This is a genomic window from Roseibium sp. Sym1, assembly GCF_027359675.1.
Classification (GTDB): Bacteria; Pseudomonadota; Alphaproteobacteria; order Rhizobiales; family Stappiaceae; genus Roseibium.
This window is the reverse complement of sequence record NZ_CP114786.1, coordinates 287,886-303,744: the sequence shown is the minus strand read 5'-3', so window position 1 is coordinate 303,744 and position 15,859 is coordinate 287,886. Positions and strand designations below refer to the sequence as shown.

Here is a 15,859-nt window from a genome sequence, read left to right as displayed (position 1 = left end):
GATCACGAACGTGTTACCACTCGACGGACAAGGCGTCACACCCAGGCGAACGCCTTTTCCAGATAGGCCTTGCCGCCCGTCGGCTGCCATTCTCCATGGGCCATGATGACCCTGTCCGGGTTCCAGGCAAGGATCCTGTCCCTGTTGGCGCGGGCCTTGCCGCGATGGAAGAAACTGAGCCGCCACTCGAGGGAGGCGTAGCCCTTGCCTTCGACAATCCCCCAGAGGCCTGCAATCCAGCGCTGCCACGGCTTCCAGTGGCGCATCAGGAAACCTTGGGAAAAATGCTCGCTGAGATCGGCCAGGATGACGGTCGCGGAGGGGCGATGAAAGAAGACGACTTCGTCCATCACCGGAGAACCGTCGAAGCGGACCATGTCCAGCGCATCCTGCCAGTCCGGTGGCTCCGTGTCGTCGAGGGCGGCTTCGAAGACAAGGTCGGTGCGCTTGTCGACCGTGCTTTGCGGTCCCCAGAGCCTCGCCTCCGGCCAGGCCGCCTTCCAGTCCTGCAGGTAAAGATGATGGATCTTGTTGGGGCTGACCAGGTGTTCCGGCGTGCCGAGCGCGTCCACCTGGCGCCTGACGTCCGGTGTCAGCGCAATCGGCGACCACACCCAGAGGCCGCCTGCAGGAAGGCGGACGATGACGCAGCGGGTCGGATAGGCAAAGCCGTAGAAGGAGACATTGCCTCCTTCCAGGATCCAGATGCCGTCATCGACCGGAACCGGCGCCCCGCACATTATTCGGACAACACCCGCTGGGTCGGAAAGACGATTTCCACCAGGGTGCCCTGATCGGGCGTGGAATCGATGCGGAAGCTTGCCCGGTTGGCCTCGACCAGCGCCTTGGTCAGGGGCAGGCCAAGGCCGGTGCCGCCACCGCGGCTGGCCGTGTGCAGCTGGCGGAAGGGCTCAAGCGCGGCCGTGAGCTGCTTGGCAGTCATGCCGGTGCCCGTGTCGCGCACCCTGAGGGCGACCTCGCCATTGCCTTCCAGCGCCGTCGACAGGATCACCTGGCCGCCCGACCGGTTGTACTTGATGGCGTTCGACAGGAGGTTGAGCACGATCTGGCGCAGGGACCGCGGATCGGCGACGACATCGGGCACGGAATCGGGCAGGCTGGCCCGGATGATCACGCGCTCGCGGTTCGCCTGCGGCTGCATCAGTGCGACACATTCATTGATGACATCGTTGGTCGACACCGCGGAAAACTTCAGGTCCAGCTTGCCGGCCTCGATCTTGGACAGGTCGAGAAGATCGTTGATCAGGCTCATGATATGCGAGCCGGAGGTGCGGATGTCCTTCAGGTATTCCTTGTAGCGGTCATTGCCGATCGGGCCGAAACGTTCCTCCATCATGACCTCGGAGAAGCCGATGATGGCGTTCAGCGGCGTGCGGATTTCGTGGCTGATCTTGGCCAGGAAATCCGACTTCGCCGAGCTTGCGTTTTCCGCCTGGCGCTTGGCCTGGGTCAGTTCTTCCTCGGCCGTCTTCCACTGGGTGATGTCGCGCAGCACGGCGCAATATTTGGCTTCGTCCTGGTTGCCGCTGATCCGGCCCATGGTCATGAACAGCGGAATCAGGCCTCCGGTGGGCACCTTGCCCAGCACCTCGCGGCCGTCATTGAGGATGCTGGCGACGCCGTTCCGGGACAATCCGTCAAGGTAGTCGGCGGCCGCGCGGTGGCTTTCCGGTGCCAGGAAGTCGGTGAAAGGCGCGCCGATCATGTCGGACCGGTTGGCACTGAACAGCGCTTCGGCGGATCCGTTGACCTTCAGGATCGTGCCGTGCTGATCGAGCACCAGGACGCCATCGGTCGCCGTTTCCAGGATCGTGTCCATCTCGGCGATCTGGCCGCGGGCGCTGTCCAGCTCCGAGCGCACTTCCGCAAAGAAATTCGGGGAGGCCGGCGCGGCCGGCGCCGCGGCAGCCGGCTTGGGCTGGCGCTCGGTGATGGAGATCATCAGGCCCTGGCTGCCGTTCCAGGGCACCGAATGCATGTGCGCGTCCACATTGAGCACGCCGCCGTCGGCCAGGCGCAGCTTCATCGCCTCGTCGACTTCGCCGTCCATTCCCTCGGCGTCGGGCAATTCCTCGGCGTCGTCGATGAAGAGGGCTTCAAGCCCGCCGACCTGGCAGAGCTTGGCGACCGAATTGTAGCCGATCATGGCAAGAAGCGCCTTGTTGGCATAAAGCACTTCCCGGTCGTGCACGATGGCGATCCCGATCGGCAAACGATCGAGAAGGCTGGGATCGATCGGCCCCGCCTCCGGAACCTCAACCGGCAGTTCGTCCTCCGGTTCCGGGGCCGGATCCGGCGCATCCCAATCCGCCAGGTCGCCTTCGAGGCGCGCACCGAGCGCCTCGGCGATCTTGCGGAATGCCTGGCGTTCGGGCCGGGACAGTCCGGACGTGTCGACCGGGACGACCCGGGGCCTGGCGGTTGCCAGCGGAATGACCTCGCCGGTCTTGCGAGGTTCGTCCGCATCACCGTCGGCGGCGACCTCCGCCGCCCTGTCCGCGGTCTCGAAGGCACCTGTCTCCTGGAAAAATTCCTGTTCCTCGGTATCCGTTCCGTCTTTTCCGTCGGCTTCGGCCCGGCTTTCGGTCGCATCAATGTCCTCTGCGGTGGCCTCGATCGCACGGGTGTCCTCGTCGACAACATCGAAATGCGCGTCTTCCAGAGACTGTTCCGTATCTTCGGAGTTATCTGCCGGATGTTGGGCAAGCTCCTCCGGAAGAGCCCGGTCTGCGACGTGTTCGTCCGCCGTATCTGAAGGTTCCTCGCGCATGTCCTCGAACAGGTCGCGCGGCTTCTTTTCCGCGGCCTTGTAGGTCTTCGCCAGCGACTTGACGGCGCTTTCGATCTCGTCGGGCTTGAGCGCTGCCGGACCGGAAATGCCGGCAGGTTCGTCGTGTGAATCCGCTGTCGCTGCAGTGGTTCGGGAGGTGCCGGGTGTCTCGTCAGCGGCGTCGACCGGGCTTTCATCCCCGGTGTCGCGGGTCTCATCGGTGCTGCCGGCAAGCGCGTCTTCCTCGCGCGGCTCCGGTTTCACCGTCCCGGTCGGCGCCTCGTCCGAGCTTCCTTCGCCGGAGTGGCTGTCCAGACCCTGTGCCGCGTCTTCTTCCTGCTCCGCAACCGCGGTGTCGTCTTGGGCAAGGCCGGCTTCGAGCGGGGTGGCGGCTGCCTCGGCGAGTTCTTCTGCCTCTGCCTCTGCCTCTGCCTCAGCCTCAGCGTCTGCTTCTGGCGTATCGTCCGTCTCGACGGGCTCGATCGATTGGCCGGTCTGAAGAGCCGCCAGCCGGGAATCCAGCGCGGCGCCCGGAAGGTCGTCGGCATCTGCATCGATCCCGGCGGTGACCTCCTCGGAAGAGACGGCTTTGTCGTCATCCGAAACGGTATCGCCCACCGGCGGGGGTGCGGCTGCTTCGCGCGTTTCAGCCGGTGCCGGAGTGTCGGCGGCGCTCTGGCCGGACTTCCCGGTGAAGCGTGCCAGCGAGCCGACCAGCGCGGCCGCGCTCGCGCCGAGGAAGGTCTTGCCGGCAAAGCTGTCGGGCTGGGCCGGTTTCAGATCCTGTAGCTGGGAAGCGGCTTCCGCCGGCGCGGCGTCCCCGGCCGCTGCAGGCCTGTCTTCATCGGCGGCAACGGCATCCGGCGGCGCTGTATCGGCGGCGGGCGTGTCGTCTTCCTGCAGAGCGGCCTGCTCTGCCGCGTCCGTGACCTCGTCCGCAGCGTCGGCGACCGGGGCGACGGCCCCGGCAAGATCGGGCGCGCCGGTATCCTGCACCGCGTCCGCTGTGCGGCAGACACCGAAACCGCGATAGCCTTCGAATTTCCGGTTGCGGTCAAAGGCGGGCAGCGCTGCCATGTCGACCGGAACGCGCAAGGCGGTGCCGCTGACCGGCCAGTTGACCGTTTTGCCGCTCCAGGTGTCCCGCCGGTCGAGTGCCCGCGAGATCTGGCCGCGCGGGTCGAGGTCGAAACGGTCCGAAACCTCTTCCCAGGTCAGGCCGATAATGTCGGCCGCCACGGGGCCGAGCACTTCGGCGAATTCGTCGGACAGGAAGGTAAAGCGCTGGCCGATGTCCATTTTCCAGGCGAAACGGACGGGCCGGCGGCGTGGCTTGAACACGAAGCCATCCTCTGCCTCGCCGTCTTCCCGGGAGACGGTGTCATCGCTCTCCCGGTCGGGCGCGTCGGTCGTCTCCATGTCCGAAGAGGAGCTGTCTGCGAGGGCGGCTGGTTCATCGCCATCGTCTTCGTCCGAAATCCCGTCTGCGGATGCGGCAACGTCAGGCGTGCCGGCCGGCGCGTCTTCAGCGGAAGGCGCGTCCTCATCGCCGGCGGTGTCCCCGGAAGCGGTAGATCCGGGCTCGCCAGTGTCGCCGGTCCCGGATTCCAGCTCGTCTTCGTCCGCCCGGACCCAGACGGCGTCATCGTCCGCCGCCGTGTCTGCCGCCAGGCGGGTTTGTTCCTCGCCGGGAAGAGGGGGCGCGGGAAATACGGTGTCGGTGGCCGCGTTTTCTGCGGGCACGTCAGCGCCGGCCGTTGCCGCTCCGCCATCCGCGTCGTCCGCCAGGGGGGCATCCTCCAGGACGACCACTTTCTGCGTGTCTGAAATCCTGACGACAGCGCCTTCGTGATAGGTGTCTTTCAGTTCGACCGGGCCGAACAGGGCGTTCTGGCCGGGAGGCAGGTCCAGATCCTCGGGGCTGCCCGAAAGAGCGCCGTAACACGCCTCGACCGTACCGCCGGATGTGACGAACACGGTGGTGGTGTCCGTCCCGAGCATATGGGCGAACGCCTCGACGGGATCCTTGGTCGTCACAAGACCCTTGTCACCACACACGATCAGCGCGGCGGCCTCGCCCGAGTCCAGCACAAGGCGCTTGCACTGGCAGGTCAGCAGCATGACCCGGAGGCCGCGATAGAAACGCAGCCGGTCGATGCTGAATTTTTCCGTGGAACCGGATTCGGCGATCCTGGCGATATGCGGGCGCGCCGGCGAGCGTTCAAGCGCGGAAAGACGGGAAAGATCCTGGACGGATTGAGCGGCGAAAAAAGCCGCACCGGCGGTGTTCGCCCACAGGATGCGCGCGCCATCCGCCGACCAGAGCCACGCGGCTCTCGTGTCGGCAACAAGCTGAACCAGATCATTCTTGGCGGTCAGTTCCAGGAATGATTGGGTCTGTTCGTCCATGGCTCTGCTCCAAACGGGTCCATGACCCCAGTTGCTCAGGTGCGCGGCGCCGGATTTGCCTGCATTGGTAAACACTCCGTTAATACAAGCAATCGCCCGCGTCGTCCACGTAAAGCAAGGTTGCTAAAGGGGTTACGTGAAGGCGTGGTTAATCCGACCGGACAAGTTTGCCGTACTGCAATCAGCGTGTTACGAATTTTTGGCATGGAAGGAATTCAGGAGAACAGCCGTTCCCTGTGGTCGACCTGAGGAGCGCCGACATGAGCACAGACAAGACTGGTTTCGAAGTCCCCGATCAGATGCGCGATTTCGCGGAGAAAAGCGTTGATCAGGCCCGCAAGGCCTTCGACGATTTCATGGGGGCCACCCAAAAGGCGGTCAGCAACGCCGAAGACAGCGCAACGGCAGTCCAGGCCGGTGCGGCGGATGTCAACAAGAAGGCGCTGACCTATGCCGAAGAGCACGTCAATGCGGCCTTCAAGTTCGCGCAGCAACTGGTCAAGGCCGACAATGTCGAGGACATGATGAAACTGCAGCAGGACTATCTGCGCGGCCAGATGGAGTCGCTTGGCGAGCAGGCCCGCGAATTCTCCAACTCGGCCACCAAGGCCGTCCAGGACGCCACCAAGGCTGCTCAGAAGAAGTGAGCCCTGATATCCGGCGCGGGGCCGTTCCGCCCCGCGCCGGCGCATGTTGCATTGCATTGCAATATGCCTGTTTTGGTTGTATTTTATGGCCGTGCTTCCGCAGACCGGTCCGGCTGGCCCAGCACATATCACGGCAGCCGTTCCCGCATCCGACGGGCCTGGCGTGACTGAAGTCATGCATCGGAAACGGCCGGACATCAGCATTCCCCTCCGGAAAGTTTGTTGTGCACTGCAAAAAAATGTTGCAATGCAGCACGACCTGCATTATGTAGGGGATGCGGATGACGACAGGGTCCGCCGGCAGACATCCGGCGGAAACGAAACACACCAATGATCGCATCCGAACTCAAGGAGATGAGATCATGACTGACACAACCACTGCATCGGCCAAAACGGCATCGAAATCCCGCACCACCAAGGCGAAAGCCGCCCCTGCTGGCGTTGCTTTCCCGGATTTCGAGGCATTCGCAATGCCCAAGATGGAAGTTCCGGCTGCGTTCCGTGAAGCCACGGAAAAAGGCATCGAGAACGCCCGTGAAGCTTATTCCAAGGTCAAGACCGCTGCTGAAGATGCGACCGACCTGATGGAAGACACGTTCGAAACTTCCCGCCAGGGCGTTGTCGAGTTCAACCACAAGGCCGTCGACGCTGCCAAGGCAAATGCCGACGCAACCTTCACCTTCATCAAGGACATCATGTCCGTGAAGAGCCTGGCCGAAGCCATCGAGCTGCAGTCCACTTTCGCACGCAGCCAGTTCGACGCGCTCAGCGCCCAGACCAAGGAAATGCAGGACCTGGCCACCAAGCTCGGCACCGACGTTTCCGCTCCGGTCAAGGAAGCTGTCGAGAAGTCCTTCAAGGACCTCAAGGTCAACTGATCCGGCTTTTCCCGCGCGAAAGCTGCGGCAATCAGATGAAATGCCCGGGGCATGGCCCCGGGCATTTGCTTTTCAACAAGTCGGAATTTTCCGAAAATTCGCGCTTGCCGGTTTGGAAAAACGGCGTTAGAAGACGCCCTTGAAACAGGCGGTCCGGACAGGTAATGTCCTCGCCTTGTTGACGACCTTAGCAGACGTAGCTCAGTTGGTTAGAGCGTCGGATTGTGGCTCCGAAGGTCGGTGGTTCGAATCCACTCGTCTGTACCACTCCCTGAAATATTAGAAGTTGATGCGCGGCATTTTCTGTCGCCGTGGAGTTGAGCGTTTGTCCGGACTCAGGCTGAATGGCTGCATGGTCTTCAAAGGAGCGCGCGATGTCCTCTTACGAGTCTCCGGGTCTTGGCGGACGGTTGTTGCGGCTGCCGGGCCAGTTGCTGCTGGCGCTGGTCAACGCCACCGCCTTGCTGGTCATCACCGCCTGCGTTCTGTCGCTGATCGTGCTGAACCGTGTGGAAATAGCCGGTGACCGGATTGCCGGTACCGTGACCGACGCGGCGCTTGCCCGCCTTGACGTGTCGCCCACGGAGTTCAGGACACGGTTGGAAGCTCTCGACGGACGCATCGAGTCCCTCTCGGCGCAACTATCCGATCCGGATCTCCAGGATCATTGGGAGGTAGCCCGTCAGCTCAAGGAACTGAACGCGAACCTTGCCGATATCAAGCTCGCCGCAGCGGGCCTGGCCAATGCCGGATCCGATGTGACCGGAGCGGCCTTCGATGAGGCCGGTGAGCTGCTCACCAATGCTCTTTATACAGTCCGCGGCTGCGAGGCAGGCGCCAGGTCGGACGAACCGGCGAGCTGATCGTTCGGGCGTACCGGTGCCCAGTCCTATCCCTGGAACACGTCCGCCCAGTCGGGATGTTTCTGATATTGCGCTTTGACGTAAGGACAGAGCGGGATGATCTTCACCTGCTTCTTGCGGGCATCCGCCACCAGACGCTCCACCAGCAGCTTGCCGACACCCATGCCGCGCATAGAGTCAGGCACACCTGTGTGATCGGCGATGATCAGGTGATCGTTGACGATGGAGAACGTCAACTCGGCTGGCACGTCGATGCCGTCGACAATGGCGGCATAACGCCCCTTGGTGCCGTCCTGTTCTAGGGTGATGACGGGGGACATCGTGTGGTTCCTCATGACACTGCGGGGAGCGATGTTGTTCTGCGGGCACAAAGCGTGCCCAGACCAAAGTCGTCATCCTGAGGAAGCGCGATAGCGCTGTCTCGAAGGAGCGGCAGCTTGTTCCCGAGCATGTGGCCGATCCTTCGAGACGGACCTCGCGGTCCTCCTCAGGATGAGTTTTTTATGTGGCGCGGCAGGGTGACCGCGCCTTTGTGTCTTACGCTGCCAGGTCGAACAACAGGAATTCCGCGGTTTCGGTCGCTGCCAGCGAAATGGCGCCCGCGTCGAGCAGTCCGAGGCCGTCACCGGCGGTCAGCTGCTGGCCGTTTACCGAGAGCCCACCCTTGACCAGTTGCAGCCAGACCTTGCGGCCGGGTTTGATGTCGAACGCGAGCGTCCGGTCAGCGCCGAGCAGCGAAGCATAGAGGTCGACATCCTGGTGGATCGTGAGCGAACCGTCACGGCCGTCCCGCGAGCCGATCAGGCGCAGGGTGTTTTCCCTTTCAGGCGCCGGAAAGGCCTTCTGCTCATAGCCCGGCTCAAGGCCGTCCTCTTCGGGCACGATCCAGATCTGCAGGAAGTGGACCGGATCCGTGTCGGACTGATTGTACTCGCTGTGGCGCACGCCGGTGCCGGCGCTCATGCGCTGCAGGTCCCCGGGGCGGATCACCGACCCGGTGCCGAGCGAATCCTTGTGTTCCAGTCCACCCGAAACGACATAGGAGATGATTTCCATGTTCTGGTGCGGGTGGGTCGGGAACCCGGCTCCCGGCGCGACCCGGTCCTCGTTGATGACGCGCAGGGCGCCGAAGCCGATATGGTTCGGATCGAAGTAGGATCCGAAGGAGAAGGTGTGCTTGCTCTTCAGCCAGCCGAAATCGGCATCGCCGCGCGCCTCGGACGGACGCAGTATCTGGTTCATGGGTCAATCCTTTCCCAAATGTGTCGGCACGGAGAGGTCCGTGCGTTGTTGGGTCTAAGATTGGCTTGGCCAAACCGCTTTACAATTCCGAAGAAGTTTGACGATTAGTCATCAATTCTTGAACAATGGCTACTGCACCGCCTTGGGGGCTTCCGCGCGCAGGCGGTTGCGTTCCGCGATCTGCCGGGCGAGGTCGCTGTTCGCGGTGACCGGCTTGCCGGCAGGGTCGAACGCGGCCTTGAAGCTGAAGGCCTCGGGGGAGGGGCCTGTGTCGCCCAGAAGCTCGAACCGTTCGACGGCTTCCTCCCAGTCCGGCTGATGGGTGTCCGGCACCCACCACAGCACATAGGCGGGATAGTCGGTGTCTTCCTGCATGAATTTGGGGCCTTCGCGCAGGATCTCCGCATGCGGCCCGCGATAGACCGCGGCCATGGCGGTTTCCAGGTCCTGCCAGATCGAGATGATCGACGGGGCCCAGCCGTCGCCGTTGTCCTGCCAGTAGCGCGGATAGACCTGCTCGCCCCAGCTGTCGGGGCCCGGCTCGTCGTCATAACCGGAGCGGGCGATGAAGCCTTCGGCGCGTTCCATCGCCGCCCAGACCCTGGGTTCCTCTGCGTGGAAGATGTCGACATCCGGATGATCCGCCCGGGTGCGGAACTGCCCGAATGTGTAAAGTGCAAGCCGGTATCCGGTCATTCTCCCTCCCGCGCGCAAGCTGTTGCAGCAACTTTGTCCATATTCGCAGCCGACTTCAAGATGGCGGCAAGCCTCCGTGAAAACAGATTGTCCATGGGCATGGCTGGCATTTTGCGCCGGCCTGGTCTAAGCGCAAGGGGCCGCGCAAGTGCGGGCGTGGCGGCAACGAGGAGACAGACGTGGAAGATCTCAGCCTTTTCTCGCTCGGCATTCTGGCCGCAGCACTGCTGGCAACGGGCGTGGTCGCGGGAATCGTCGCCGGACTGCTCGGCGTCGGGGGCGGCATCGTCATCGTGCCGGTGCTCTACTACATGTTCACGGCCCTGAAGATCGATCCCGCTGTCCTGATGCATGTCGCGGTCGGCACGTCGCTGGCGACGATCCTGGCCACAGGGACCTCTTCCGCGCGCTCGCACTACAAGCGCGGCAGCGTCGACATGGATCTCCTGAAGCGCTGGTGGTGGGCGATCGCGCTCGGCGTGATCGCGGGCGCGACACTTGCCGGCAACATTTCCGGCGGCGCTCTGACCCTTGTGTTCGGCTTTGTCGCGCTGGCGGTTTCCGCCAACATGATGTTCCGCAAGGACGGGGCCAACCTGGCAGACAAGCTGCCAGGTTCACCGGTCAAGGAAGTGCTCGGGTTCCTGATCGGCGGCATCTCCGTGATGATGGGCATTGGTGGCGGGACGCTGGGCGTGCCGACCTTGACGCTGTTCAACTATCCGATCCGCAAGGCGGTCGGCACCGCCGCCGCCATCGGCCTGATCATCGCGGTGCCCGGCACCGCGATGTCGATCTGGTTCGGCCTCGGCGCCGACAACCTGCCGCCGCTGTCCCTCGGCTACGTCAATCTTGTCGGCTTTCTGCTGATCATTCCGGCCTCGACCCTTTCTGCGCCGCTCGGGGCGAAGATCGCCCACACCATCGATCCGTCAAAGCTCAAGCTGGTATTTGCCCTGTTCCTCGGCTTTACCGGCCTGCGCATGATCTACGGTGTCCTGTTCTGACGGGCTCAAGCAGTATCGGTGATGAGTGGATCAAAAGGTTTTATTGGTACCTAGAGGTTCAATCAGGGATACTGGTCCTTTCCGATGCCGCCCGGGCGTCGCCCCGAATACCCTTGGCCTGATACCCTTGGAATGAAATGCTGAAGAAGAATGTCACCATCAGCCTTGATGGCTGTGTGCGGGGAGCGACGCTGTGCTTTCCGGCAACACCGGGCATTATCGCGCTTGGCCTCGTGTTCGGCACGGTCGCAGCCCAGAAGGGCCTGAGTTTCCTCGAAACGGTCATGATGAACTCCCTGGTCTTTGCCGGTGCCAGCCAGTTCGTGGCCATGGAAGTCTATGGCAGTCCGCTCACCTGGGGGCTGGTGATCGCCATGATCGGCGTGACGGCGGCGGTCAACATGCGCATGCTCCTGATCGGTGCCAGCCTCAGGCCGTGGCTCGGCCAGGTGCCCGCGTGGCAGACCTATCCGGCGCTGTTCTTCCTCACCGATCTCAACTGGCTGCTGGCGATTACCGAATATGACAAGGGCACACGCGACTGGGGGGTCTATCTCGGCGGCGGCCTGTTCTGCTGGGCAATCTGGTCGCTGGCGGTGGTGCCGGGCTATTTCACGGGAAGCCTGATCTCCGATCCGAAGGCCTTCGGCCTGGATGTTGTCCTGCCGGCCTTTTTCGCGGCGCTGCTGGTGCCGCTCTGGAAAGGCAAGCGCCAGACGGTCAGCTGGATGGTGGCAGGGGGCGTCGCCGGTCTGACCTGGTATCTGGTCGGCGGGTACTGGAGCATTTTCACCGGTGCCATCGCCGGTGCGTTCGCGGGGGCCTATCTAGATGATTGAGGGGCTCGATGACTGAGGGACTTTTTTCCGCGGACATGATGTTCGTCACCGCCGTTTTCGGCATGGTGGCCGTCACCTACTCGCTCAGGGCCGGGGGCTACTGGATCATGGGCCGGCTGCCGATCACGGACAGGGTGCGGCGCGGGCTGGAGGCGCTGCCGGGAGCGATCATCGTCTCCACCATATTCCCGATCGTGCTCAAGGGCGGCGTTGCCGTCGCCTTGTGTCTCGTCGTTGCCGCAGTTGCCCAGATCAAGCTGCGCAAGGAATATGTCGCCGTGTTTTTTGCAGTCGGCGCCGCCGCGGCGCTGAGGGCGGCGGGCCTATAGGCCAAGCGCCTTTCGGGCGCGGTCGGCTGTTTCTTCCTTGCCCGCGCCCGCATCGACCTCCGCCCAGGACATCTCGCCGATGTCGTAGCCGAGCTGGGTGTCGACCACTTCGGTGGTGGCATCCGAAGCGTCTCCGGCACGTTGGCCAACGCGTTCCTTAAGGACCTCCGCCGGCGCTGTCAGCCACAGGCCCGAAAACCCCGCCTCGACGCGTCTTGCGATTCCTTCAATGCGGTCGCGCTCGTTTTCGTCTGCGAACACGGCGTCGAAAATGGCCGAATGCCCGGCAGCCAGAACACCCTGGATGGTGTCGTCCAGAGCATGGTAGACCCGTTGCGAGGCTTCCTTGGTGTAGGCTTCCGGCGGCGCCTTGTCAGTTTCTGCAATACCGAGCAGGCGCTTGCGCATCACGTCGGTGCGCAGGACACGCGCACCGGGTGCTCGCCCGATGCCGGACGCGATGTCATAGGCCAGCGTGGTCTTGCCCGTGCCGGACAGCCCGCCGATTGCCACCAGTCCGGGGCGCGACGGCTCGAGAAAGGCGAGCGCATAGCGGAAATAGGCTTTTGCCTGGTTCTGCTGCTGCTGTTTCTCCGTCTCGTCCGACTGGGTCAGGGCGGCGCTGGCGGCGATCTTGGACCGGATCGCCGCGCGCATCATCAGGTAGAACGGCAAGGCGGCGAGCCCTTCCGGATGCGTGTCCAGCCGGCTCTTGTCCAAGTAGCGGTTGAACACCCGGTTGGCGGCACGCGGCTGGTCGCGCTCCCACAGATCCATCAGCAGGAAGGCAAGGTCGTAGAGAACGTCCCCGGTGGCTATGGCGTCGGAGAATTCGACCGCGTCGAACAGGACAGGGACCTGGTCGATCAGGACGATGTTGCGCAAATGCGCGTCGCCATGGCAGCGCCGCACCAGGCCCTGGTCGCCCCGCCGCAGGATCAGCTCGTGAAGGCTTGCGAGAACCGTGCGCGCGGTATCGCTCAGATGGCGCACCTCCCCGGCCGGGAAAAGCTCGGGGTGTTCATGAAAGGCGGCTTCGTTCTGCTCCACGTAAGCGGCCAGCTCGGCTTGAAAACCGGCGCCGTCACGGAGGGGAGCGGCGTCGTGGGCCGCCACCATCATGTCGGCCAGCCGGTCGGACAGGTCATCCGCGAACGGTCCCCTTTGCGCCATCACGTCAAGCTCGTTGCGGCGCTCGAAACGGTTCATTTCGACCACCCATTCAACCGTGTCGCCGCCACCGTCCAGGGCCAGGCCGCCATTGGCCTCGCGGGTGACCGGCAGCGCGCGGCGGTAGATCTGCGGGGCATTCAGACCATTGCAGGTGATTTCCGCCTTGCAGGCTTCCTCGCGCAGAGGCAGTGTCGAATAATCGAGGAACGGGTAGCGTATTGCGCGCTTGACCTTGTAGGCCCGGGTGCCGACCAGGAAGACAATGTTGGCATGGGTGTCGATCCGCTTGACCTCCGGCCGGTTCGGGTCGTCGGATGGCAGGTTGCCCAGAAACGCAAGAGCTTCATCTTGGGATTGAGCCTGGTCCATATTCGGTCCTTCAGTGCAAGCGTTGCCACAATGCCCCACCCGGCGAGGGATCAGTTTGATCCTTCTCAATGTGAGACCATGCCGATGTGGCACAAATAACGTGGATTGTCAGTAAAGGAGGGCACCATGAACGACCATCCGGGTTTGAAGAAGATCAGGCTGAACCTGGCCAGGACGAAAGAATATCCGCAAGGCTCGGCACGTCATGGCTATGAGTTCACCGCACCGCTCGACGGCACCGGCCACATCGACGCTGCAGCCTGGAAAAAGGAACGCGCGCATTGCCGCGTGCGCCGCTTCTGGGGCAGCGAGGAAGAGGAAATCGGCCACCTGATCCACCGGCCGGGCGGGTCCTGGGCTTTCCATTACGACATCGATGGAGAAGATGACGACGAAGCCGGTTACCGGTTCGGGTCGCATGCCTTCAATCCGGGCGAGTATGTCTCCATCAAGGACGAGGACGGTGACCTCCACACATTCCAGGTGGTGACGGTGCAGTCGGTCTGAGAAAAGCAAGACAATGCAACGGCCGGAAAGGGCGCCGGGAGACCGGCGCCTTTTCTTTTTGGGTGTTTGAGTTGAAGCGATGAAAGGAATGCGTGGCCAAATCCTTCGAGACGCCGCTGTCGCGGCTCCTCAGGATGACGCTTGGGGGGCGGCAGGCACTTGGATTATCTGAGCTAACAGACGCATCAGCACCCACCAGCGTCATCCTGAGGAGCGAGCTTGCTCGCGTCTCGAAGGATCGGTCACAATCCCCAAGATATCTGTCAATCCTTCCATTTCGGAATGATCTCATTGCCAATTAATCTGATTTTCGCCTCTGACAGGCCGCTGTTTCATACGCTATAGAATGATCAGGCATTTTTGAGCAGGAAACGGATCATGGCTGAAAAGACCGGCGGCGCATTGCTTGTGGAGGCGCTGGAGCGCCATGGCGCGGAGCGGGTGTTCTGCGTGCCCGGGGAAAGCTACCTGGCCGTTCTGGATGCGCTTTACGACGCGAATATCCCCGTCACCGTCTGCCGCCAGGAGGGCGGTGCCGCGATGATGGCCGACGCCCACGGCAAGCTGACGGGCAGACCGGGCATCTGCATGGTCACCCGCGGTCCCGGGGCCACCAACGCCTCGGCCGGCGTTCATGTCGCCGCCCAGGATTCCACGCCGATGATCCTGTTCATCGGCCAGATCGAACGCGGCATGCGCGAGCGCGAGGCGTTCCAGGAAGTCGACTACCGCCAGATGTTCGGCGGCATCGCCAAGTGGGTTGCCGAGATCGACCACGCCGGGCGCGTGCCGGAATTCATCTCAAGGGCCTATCATGTGGCGACGTCCGGCCGTCCGGGCCCGGTGGTGCTGGCCCTGCCGGAAGACATGCTTGTCGAAATGGCCGACGTGCCGCAGCCTCCCGCCTGGTCCCAGGTCGAGACCCATCCCGGACTGACCCAGATGGCGGATCTGCAAAAGCGTCTCTGGGCGGCGGAACGGCCGATCGCGATCCTCGGCGGCAGCCGCTGGTCGGAAGAGGCCGTGGCCGGTTTCACCCGTTTCGCCGAACGCTTCGATCTTCCTGTTGCCTGTTCCTTCCGCCGCCAGATGCTGTTCGACAACCTGCACGCCAACTATGCCGGCGACGTCGGTATCGGCATCAATCCGAAGCTGCTTGCCCGGATCAAGGCGTCCGACCTGATCTTGCTGGTCGGCGGCCGTCTCTCCGAAATGCCGAGCCAGTCCTATTCCCTCTTGGATATTCCGAGCCCCAGCCAGCAGCTGGTGCACATCCATCCGGATGCGGAGGAGCTGGGACGGGTCTACCGGCCGTCGCTCGCGATCCATGCCAGCCCGACCGCCTTCTGCAAGGCCGCGGAGGGTCTGCAGCCGCCATCCGAACTGAAAGGCGCGGGGGAAGCGTCAAAGGCGCATCGGGACTATCTGGACTGGTCCGGCGCGCGCCCCGAAATCCCGGGTGCGCTTCAGATGGCCGGCGTGATGGACTGGCTGGAGGCCAATCTGGGCGAAGATGCAATCTGCACCAATGGCGCGGGCAACTACGCCACCTGGCTGCACCGGTTCCACCGTTTCCGCCGCTTTGCCACCCAGGCCGCCCCGACCTCCGGATCCATGGGCTACGGCCTGCCGGCGGCGGTTGCGGCGAAACTGGCCTTCCCGGAACGCGAGGTCGTCTGTTTCGCCGGCGACGGCTGCCTGCAGATGACCATGCAGGAATTCGGCACCGCCTGCCAGGACGGCGCCAACATCATCGTGCTGGTGATCGACAACGGCATGTACGGCACCATCCGCATGCACCAGGAACGTCACTATCCGGGCCGGCCGTCGGCAACGAAACTGGTCAATCCGGATTTCGCCGCCCTTGCCAGAAGCTACGGCGCTTTCGGCGAGACGGTCGAGACCACCGAAGCGTTCGGCCCGGCCTTCGAGCGGGCCCGTGCCTCCGGCACGCCCGCGGTCCTGCATCTGAAACTCGATCCGGAGGCGATCACCCCCGCTGCAAGCCTGAGCCAGATCCGCGCCGCGGCGGAGGGGAAATAGGGGCGGGAGCTCAACAGACTGCGCTCACGCTGATGCGCCGATTTCCGGATCTGCATGCAGCTTGCG

14 protein-coding genes and 1 tRNA gene are annotated in these 15,859 nt (G+C 63.4%); 9 read left to right on the top strand and 6 right to left on the bottom strand.

All coding sequences use genetic code 11. The features are described 5' to 3' along the window. Positions 1 to 35: 35 nt before the first annotated feature. Both O6760_RS01385 and O6760_RS01380 read right to left on the bottom strand, forming a co-directional pair. Positions 36 to 740 (bottom strand): DUF4336 domain-containing protein, encoded by a 705-nt coding sequence (locus tag O6760_RS01385; RefSeq protein WP_269583706.1) that lies wholly within the window; start codon positions 738 to 740, stop codon positions 36 to 38. Further along, entirely contained in the window at positions 740 to 5,200 is a 4,461-nt protein-coding gene (locus tag O6760_RS01380) for an ATP-binding protein (protein WP_269583705.1), read from the bottom strand. Before O6760_RS01380 ends, O6760_RS01385 begins: the two co-directional genes overlap by 1 nt. A gap of 260 nt (positions 5,201 to 5,460) precedes the next feature. Here O6760_RS01380 and O6760_RS01375 point away from each other — a divergent pair, with 260 nt between their 5' ends. From O6760_RS01375 to O6760_RS01360, 4 genes are all read left to right on the top strand, one after another. Then, positions 5,461 to 5,847, top strand: coding sequence for a phasin (locus O6760_RS01375; RefSeq protein ID WP_269583704.1), 387 nt, complete (start codon positions 5,461 to 5,463; stop codon positions 5,845 to 5,847). Between the two features lie 362 nt (positions 5,848 to 6,209). Continuing rightward, on the top strand, positions 6,210 to 6,725 hold the full coding sequence (locus O6760_RS01370) for a phasin (RefSeq protein ID WP_269583703.1): 516 nt from the start codon (positions 6,210 to 6,212) through the stop codon (positions 6,723 to 6,725). 190 nt (positions 6,726 to 6,915) lie between these two features. After that, positions 6,916 to 6,992, top strand: a tRNA-His gene (locus O6760_RS01365). Positions 6,993 to 7,099: 107 nt separating this feature from the next. Next, the gene (locus O6760_RS01360; RefSeq protein ID WP_269583702.1) at positions 7,100 to 7,588 is read left to right on the top strand and encodes a hypothetical protein; all 489 of its coding nucleotides are present in this window, start codon (positions 7,100 to 7,102) and stop codon (positions 7,586 to 7,588) included. 26 nt (positions 7,589 to 7,614) lie between these two features. Here the strand turns inward: O6760_RS01360 and O6760_RS01355 are convergent, their stop codons facing one another. The 3 genes from O6760_RS01355 to O6760_RS01345 form a co-directional block, all read right to left on the bottom strand. Then, positions 7,615 to 7,908 (bottom strand): GNAT family N-acetyltransferase, encoded by a 294-nt coding sequence (locus O6760_RS01355; protein WP_269583701.1) that lies wholly within the window; start codon positions 7,906 to 7,908, stop codon positions 7,615 to 7,617. Positions 7,909 to 8,125: 217 nt separating this feature from the next. Then, positions 8,126 to 8,830 carry a pirin family protein gene (locus O6760_RS01350; RefSeq protein WP_269583700.1) on the bottom strand — a complete coding sequence of 235 codons (705 nt, stop codon included), beginning with the start codon at positions 8,828 to 8,830 and terminating at the stop codon, positions 8,126 to 8,128. A 129-nt stretch (positions 8,831 to 8,959) separates the two neighbouring features. Then, positions 8,960 to 9,526 carry a DUF3291 domain-containing protein gene (locus O6760_RS01345; protein WP_269583699.1) on the bottom strand — a complete coding sequence of 189 codons (567 nt, stop codon included), beginning with the start codon at positions 9,524 to 9,526 and terminating at the stop codon, positions 8,960 to 8,962. A gap of 179 nt (positions 9,527 to 9,705) precedes the next feature. Here O6760_RS01345 and O6760_RS01340 point away from each other — a divergent pair, with 179 nt between their 5' ends. The 3 genes from O6760_RS01340 (at position 9,706) to O6760_RS01330 (ending at position 11,701) form a co-directional block, all read left to right on the top strand. Next, the gene (locus O6760_RS01340; RefSeq protein ID WP_269583698.1) at positions 9,706 to 10,533 is read left to right on the top strand and encodes a sulfite exporter TauE/SafE family protein; all 828 of its coding nucleotides are present in this window, start codon (positions 9,706 to 9,708) and stop codon (positions 10,531 to 10,533) included. 137 nt (positions 10,534 to 10,670) lie between these two features. Further along, positions 10,671 to 11,372, top strand: coding sequence for an AzlC family ABC transporter permease (locus O6760_RS01335; protein ID WP_269583697.1), 702 nt, complete (start codon positions 10,671 to 10,673; stop codon positions 11,370 to 11,372). An 8-nt stretch (positions 11,373 to 11,380) separates the two neighbouring features. Continuing rightward, positions 11,381 to 11,701, top strand: coding sequence for an AzlD family protein (locus tag O6760_RS01330; protein ID WP_269583696.1), 321 nt, complete (start codon positions 11,381 to 11,383; stop codon positions 11,699 to 11,701). Here the strand turns inward: O6760_RS01330 and O6760_RS01325 are convergent. Beyond that, positions 11,696 to 13,243: a bifunctional aminoglycoside phosphotransferase/ATP-binding protein gene (locus O6760_RS01325; protein WP_269583695.1), complete on the bottom strand. Its 1,548-nt coding sequence runs from the start codon at positions 13,241 to 13,243 to the stop codon at positions 11,696 to 11,698. The genes O6760_RS01330 and O6760_RS01325 overlap by 6 nt on opposite strands. Before the next feature lie 126 nt (positions 13,244 to 13,369). Here O6760_RS01325 and O6760_RS01320 point away from each other — a divergent pair, with 126 nt between their 5' ends. Beyond that, entirely contained in the window at positions 13,370 to 13,750 is a 381-nt protein-coding gene (locus O6760_RS01320) for a hypothetical protein (protein ID WP_269583694.1), read from the top strand. Between the two features lie 378 nt (positions 13,751 to 14,128). After that, positions 14,129 to 15,793, top strand: coding sequence for a thiamine pyrophosphate-binding protein (locus tag O6760_RS01315; protein ID WP_269583693.1), 1,665 nt, complete (start codon positions 14,129 to 14,131; stop codon positions 15,791 to 15,793). The last annotated feature ends 66 nt before the right edge of the window (positions 15,794 to 15,859 follow it).

Coding starts and splice junctions, on each gene's coding strand:
- O6760_RS01370 (WP_269583703.1), top strand. CDS start 6,210: ATGACTGACACAACCACTGCATCGGCCAAAACGGCATCGAAATCCCGC.
- O6760_RS01375 (WP_269583704.1), top strand. CDS start 5,461: ATGAGCACAGACAAGACTGGTTTCGAAGTCCCCGATCAGATGCGCGAT.
- O6760_RS01320 (WP_269583694.1), top strand. CDS start 13,370: ATGAACGACCATCCGGGTTTGAAGAAGATCAGGCTGAACCTGGCCAGG.
- O6760_RS01380 (WP_269583705.1), bottom strand. CDS start 5,200: ATGGACGAACAGACCCAATCATTCCTGGAACTGACCGCCAAGAATGAT.
- O6760_RS01330 (WP_269583696.1), top strand. CDS start 11,381: ATGACTGAGGGACTTTTTTCCGCGGACATGATGTTCGTCACCGCCGTT.
- O6760_RS01315 (WP_269583693.1), top strand. CDS start 14,129: ATGGCTGAAAAGACCGGCGGCGCATTGCTTGTGGAGGCGCTGGAGCGC.
- O6760_RS01325 (WP_269583695.1), bottom strand. CDS start 13,243: ATGGACCAGGCTCAATCCCAAGATGAAGCTCTTGCGTTTCTGGGCAAC.
- O6760_RS01385 (WP_269583706.1), bottom strand. CDS start 740: ATGTGCGGGGCGCCGGTTCCGGTCGATGACGGCATCTGGATCCTGGAA.
- O6760_RS01360 (WP_269583702.1), top strand. CDS start 7,100: ATGTCCTCTTACGAGTCTCCGGGTCTTGGCGGACGGTTGTTGCGGCTG.
- O6760_RS01345 (WP_269583699.1), bottom strand. CDS start 9,526: ATGACCGGATACCGGCTTGCACTTTACACATTCGGGCAGTTCCGCACC.
- O6760_RS01335 (WP_269583697.1), top strand. CDS start 10,671: ATGCTGAAGAAGAATGTCACCATCAGCCTTGATGGCTGTGTGCGGGGA.
- O6760_RS01355 (WP_269583701.1), bottom strand. CDS start 7,908: ATGTCCCCCGTCATCACCCTAGAACAGGACGGCACCAAGGGGCGTTAT.
- O6760_RS01350 (WP_269583700.1), bottom strand. CDS start 8,830: ATGAACCAGATACTGCGTCCGTCCGAGGCGCGCGGCGATGCCGATTTC.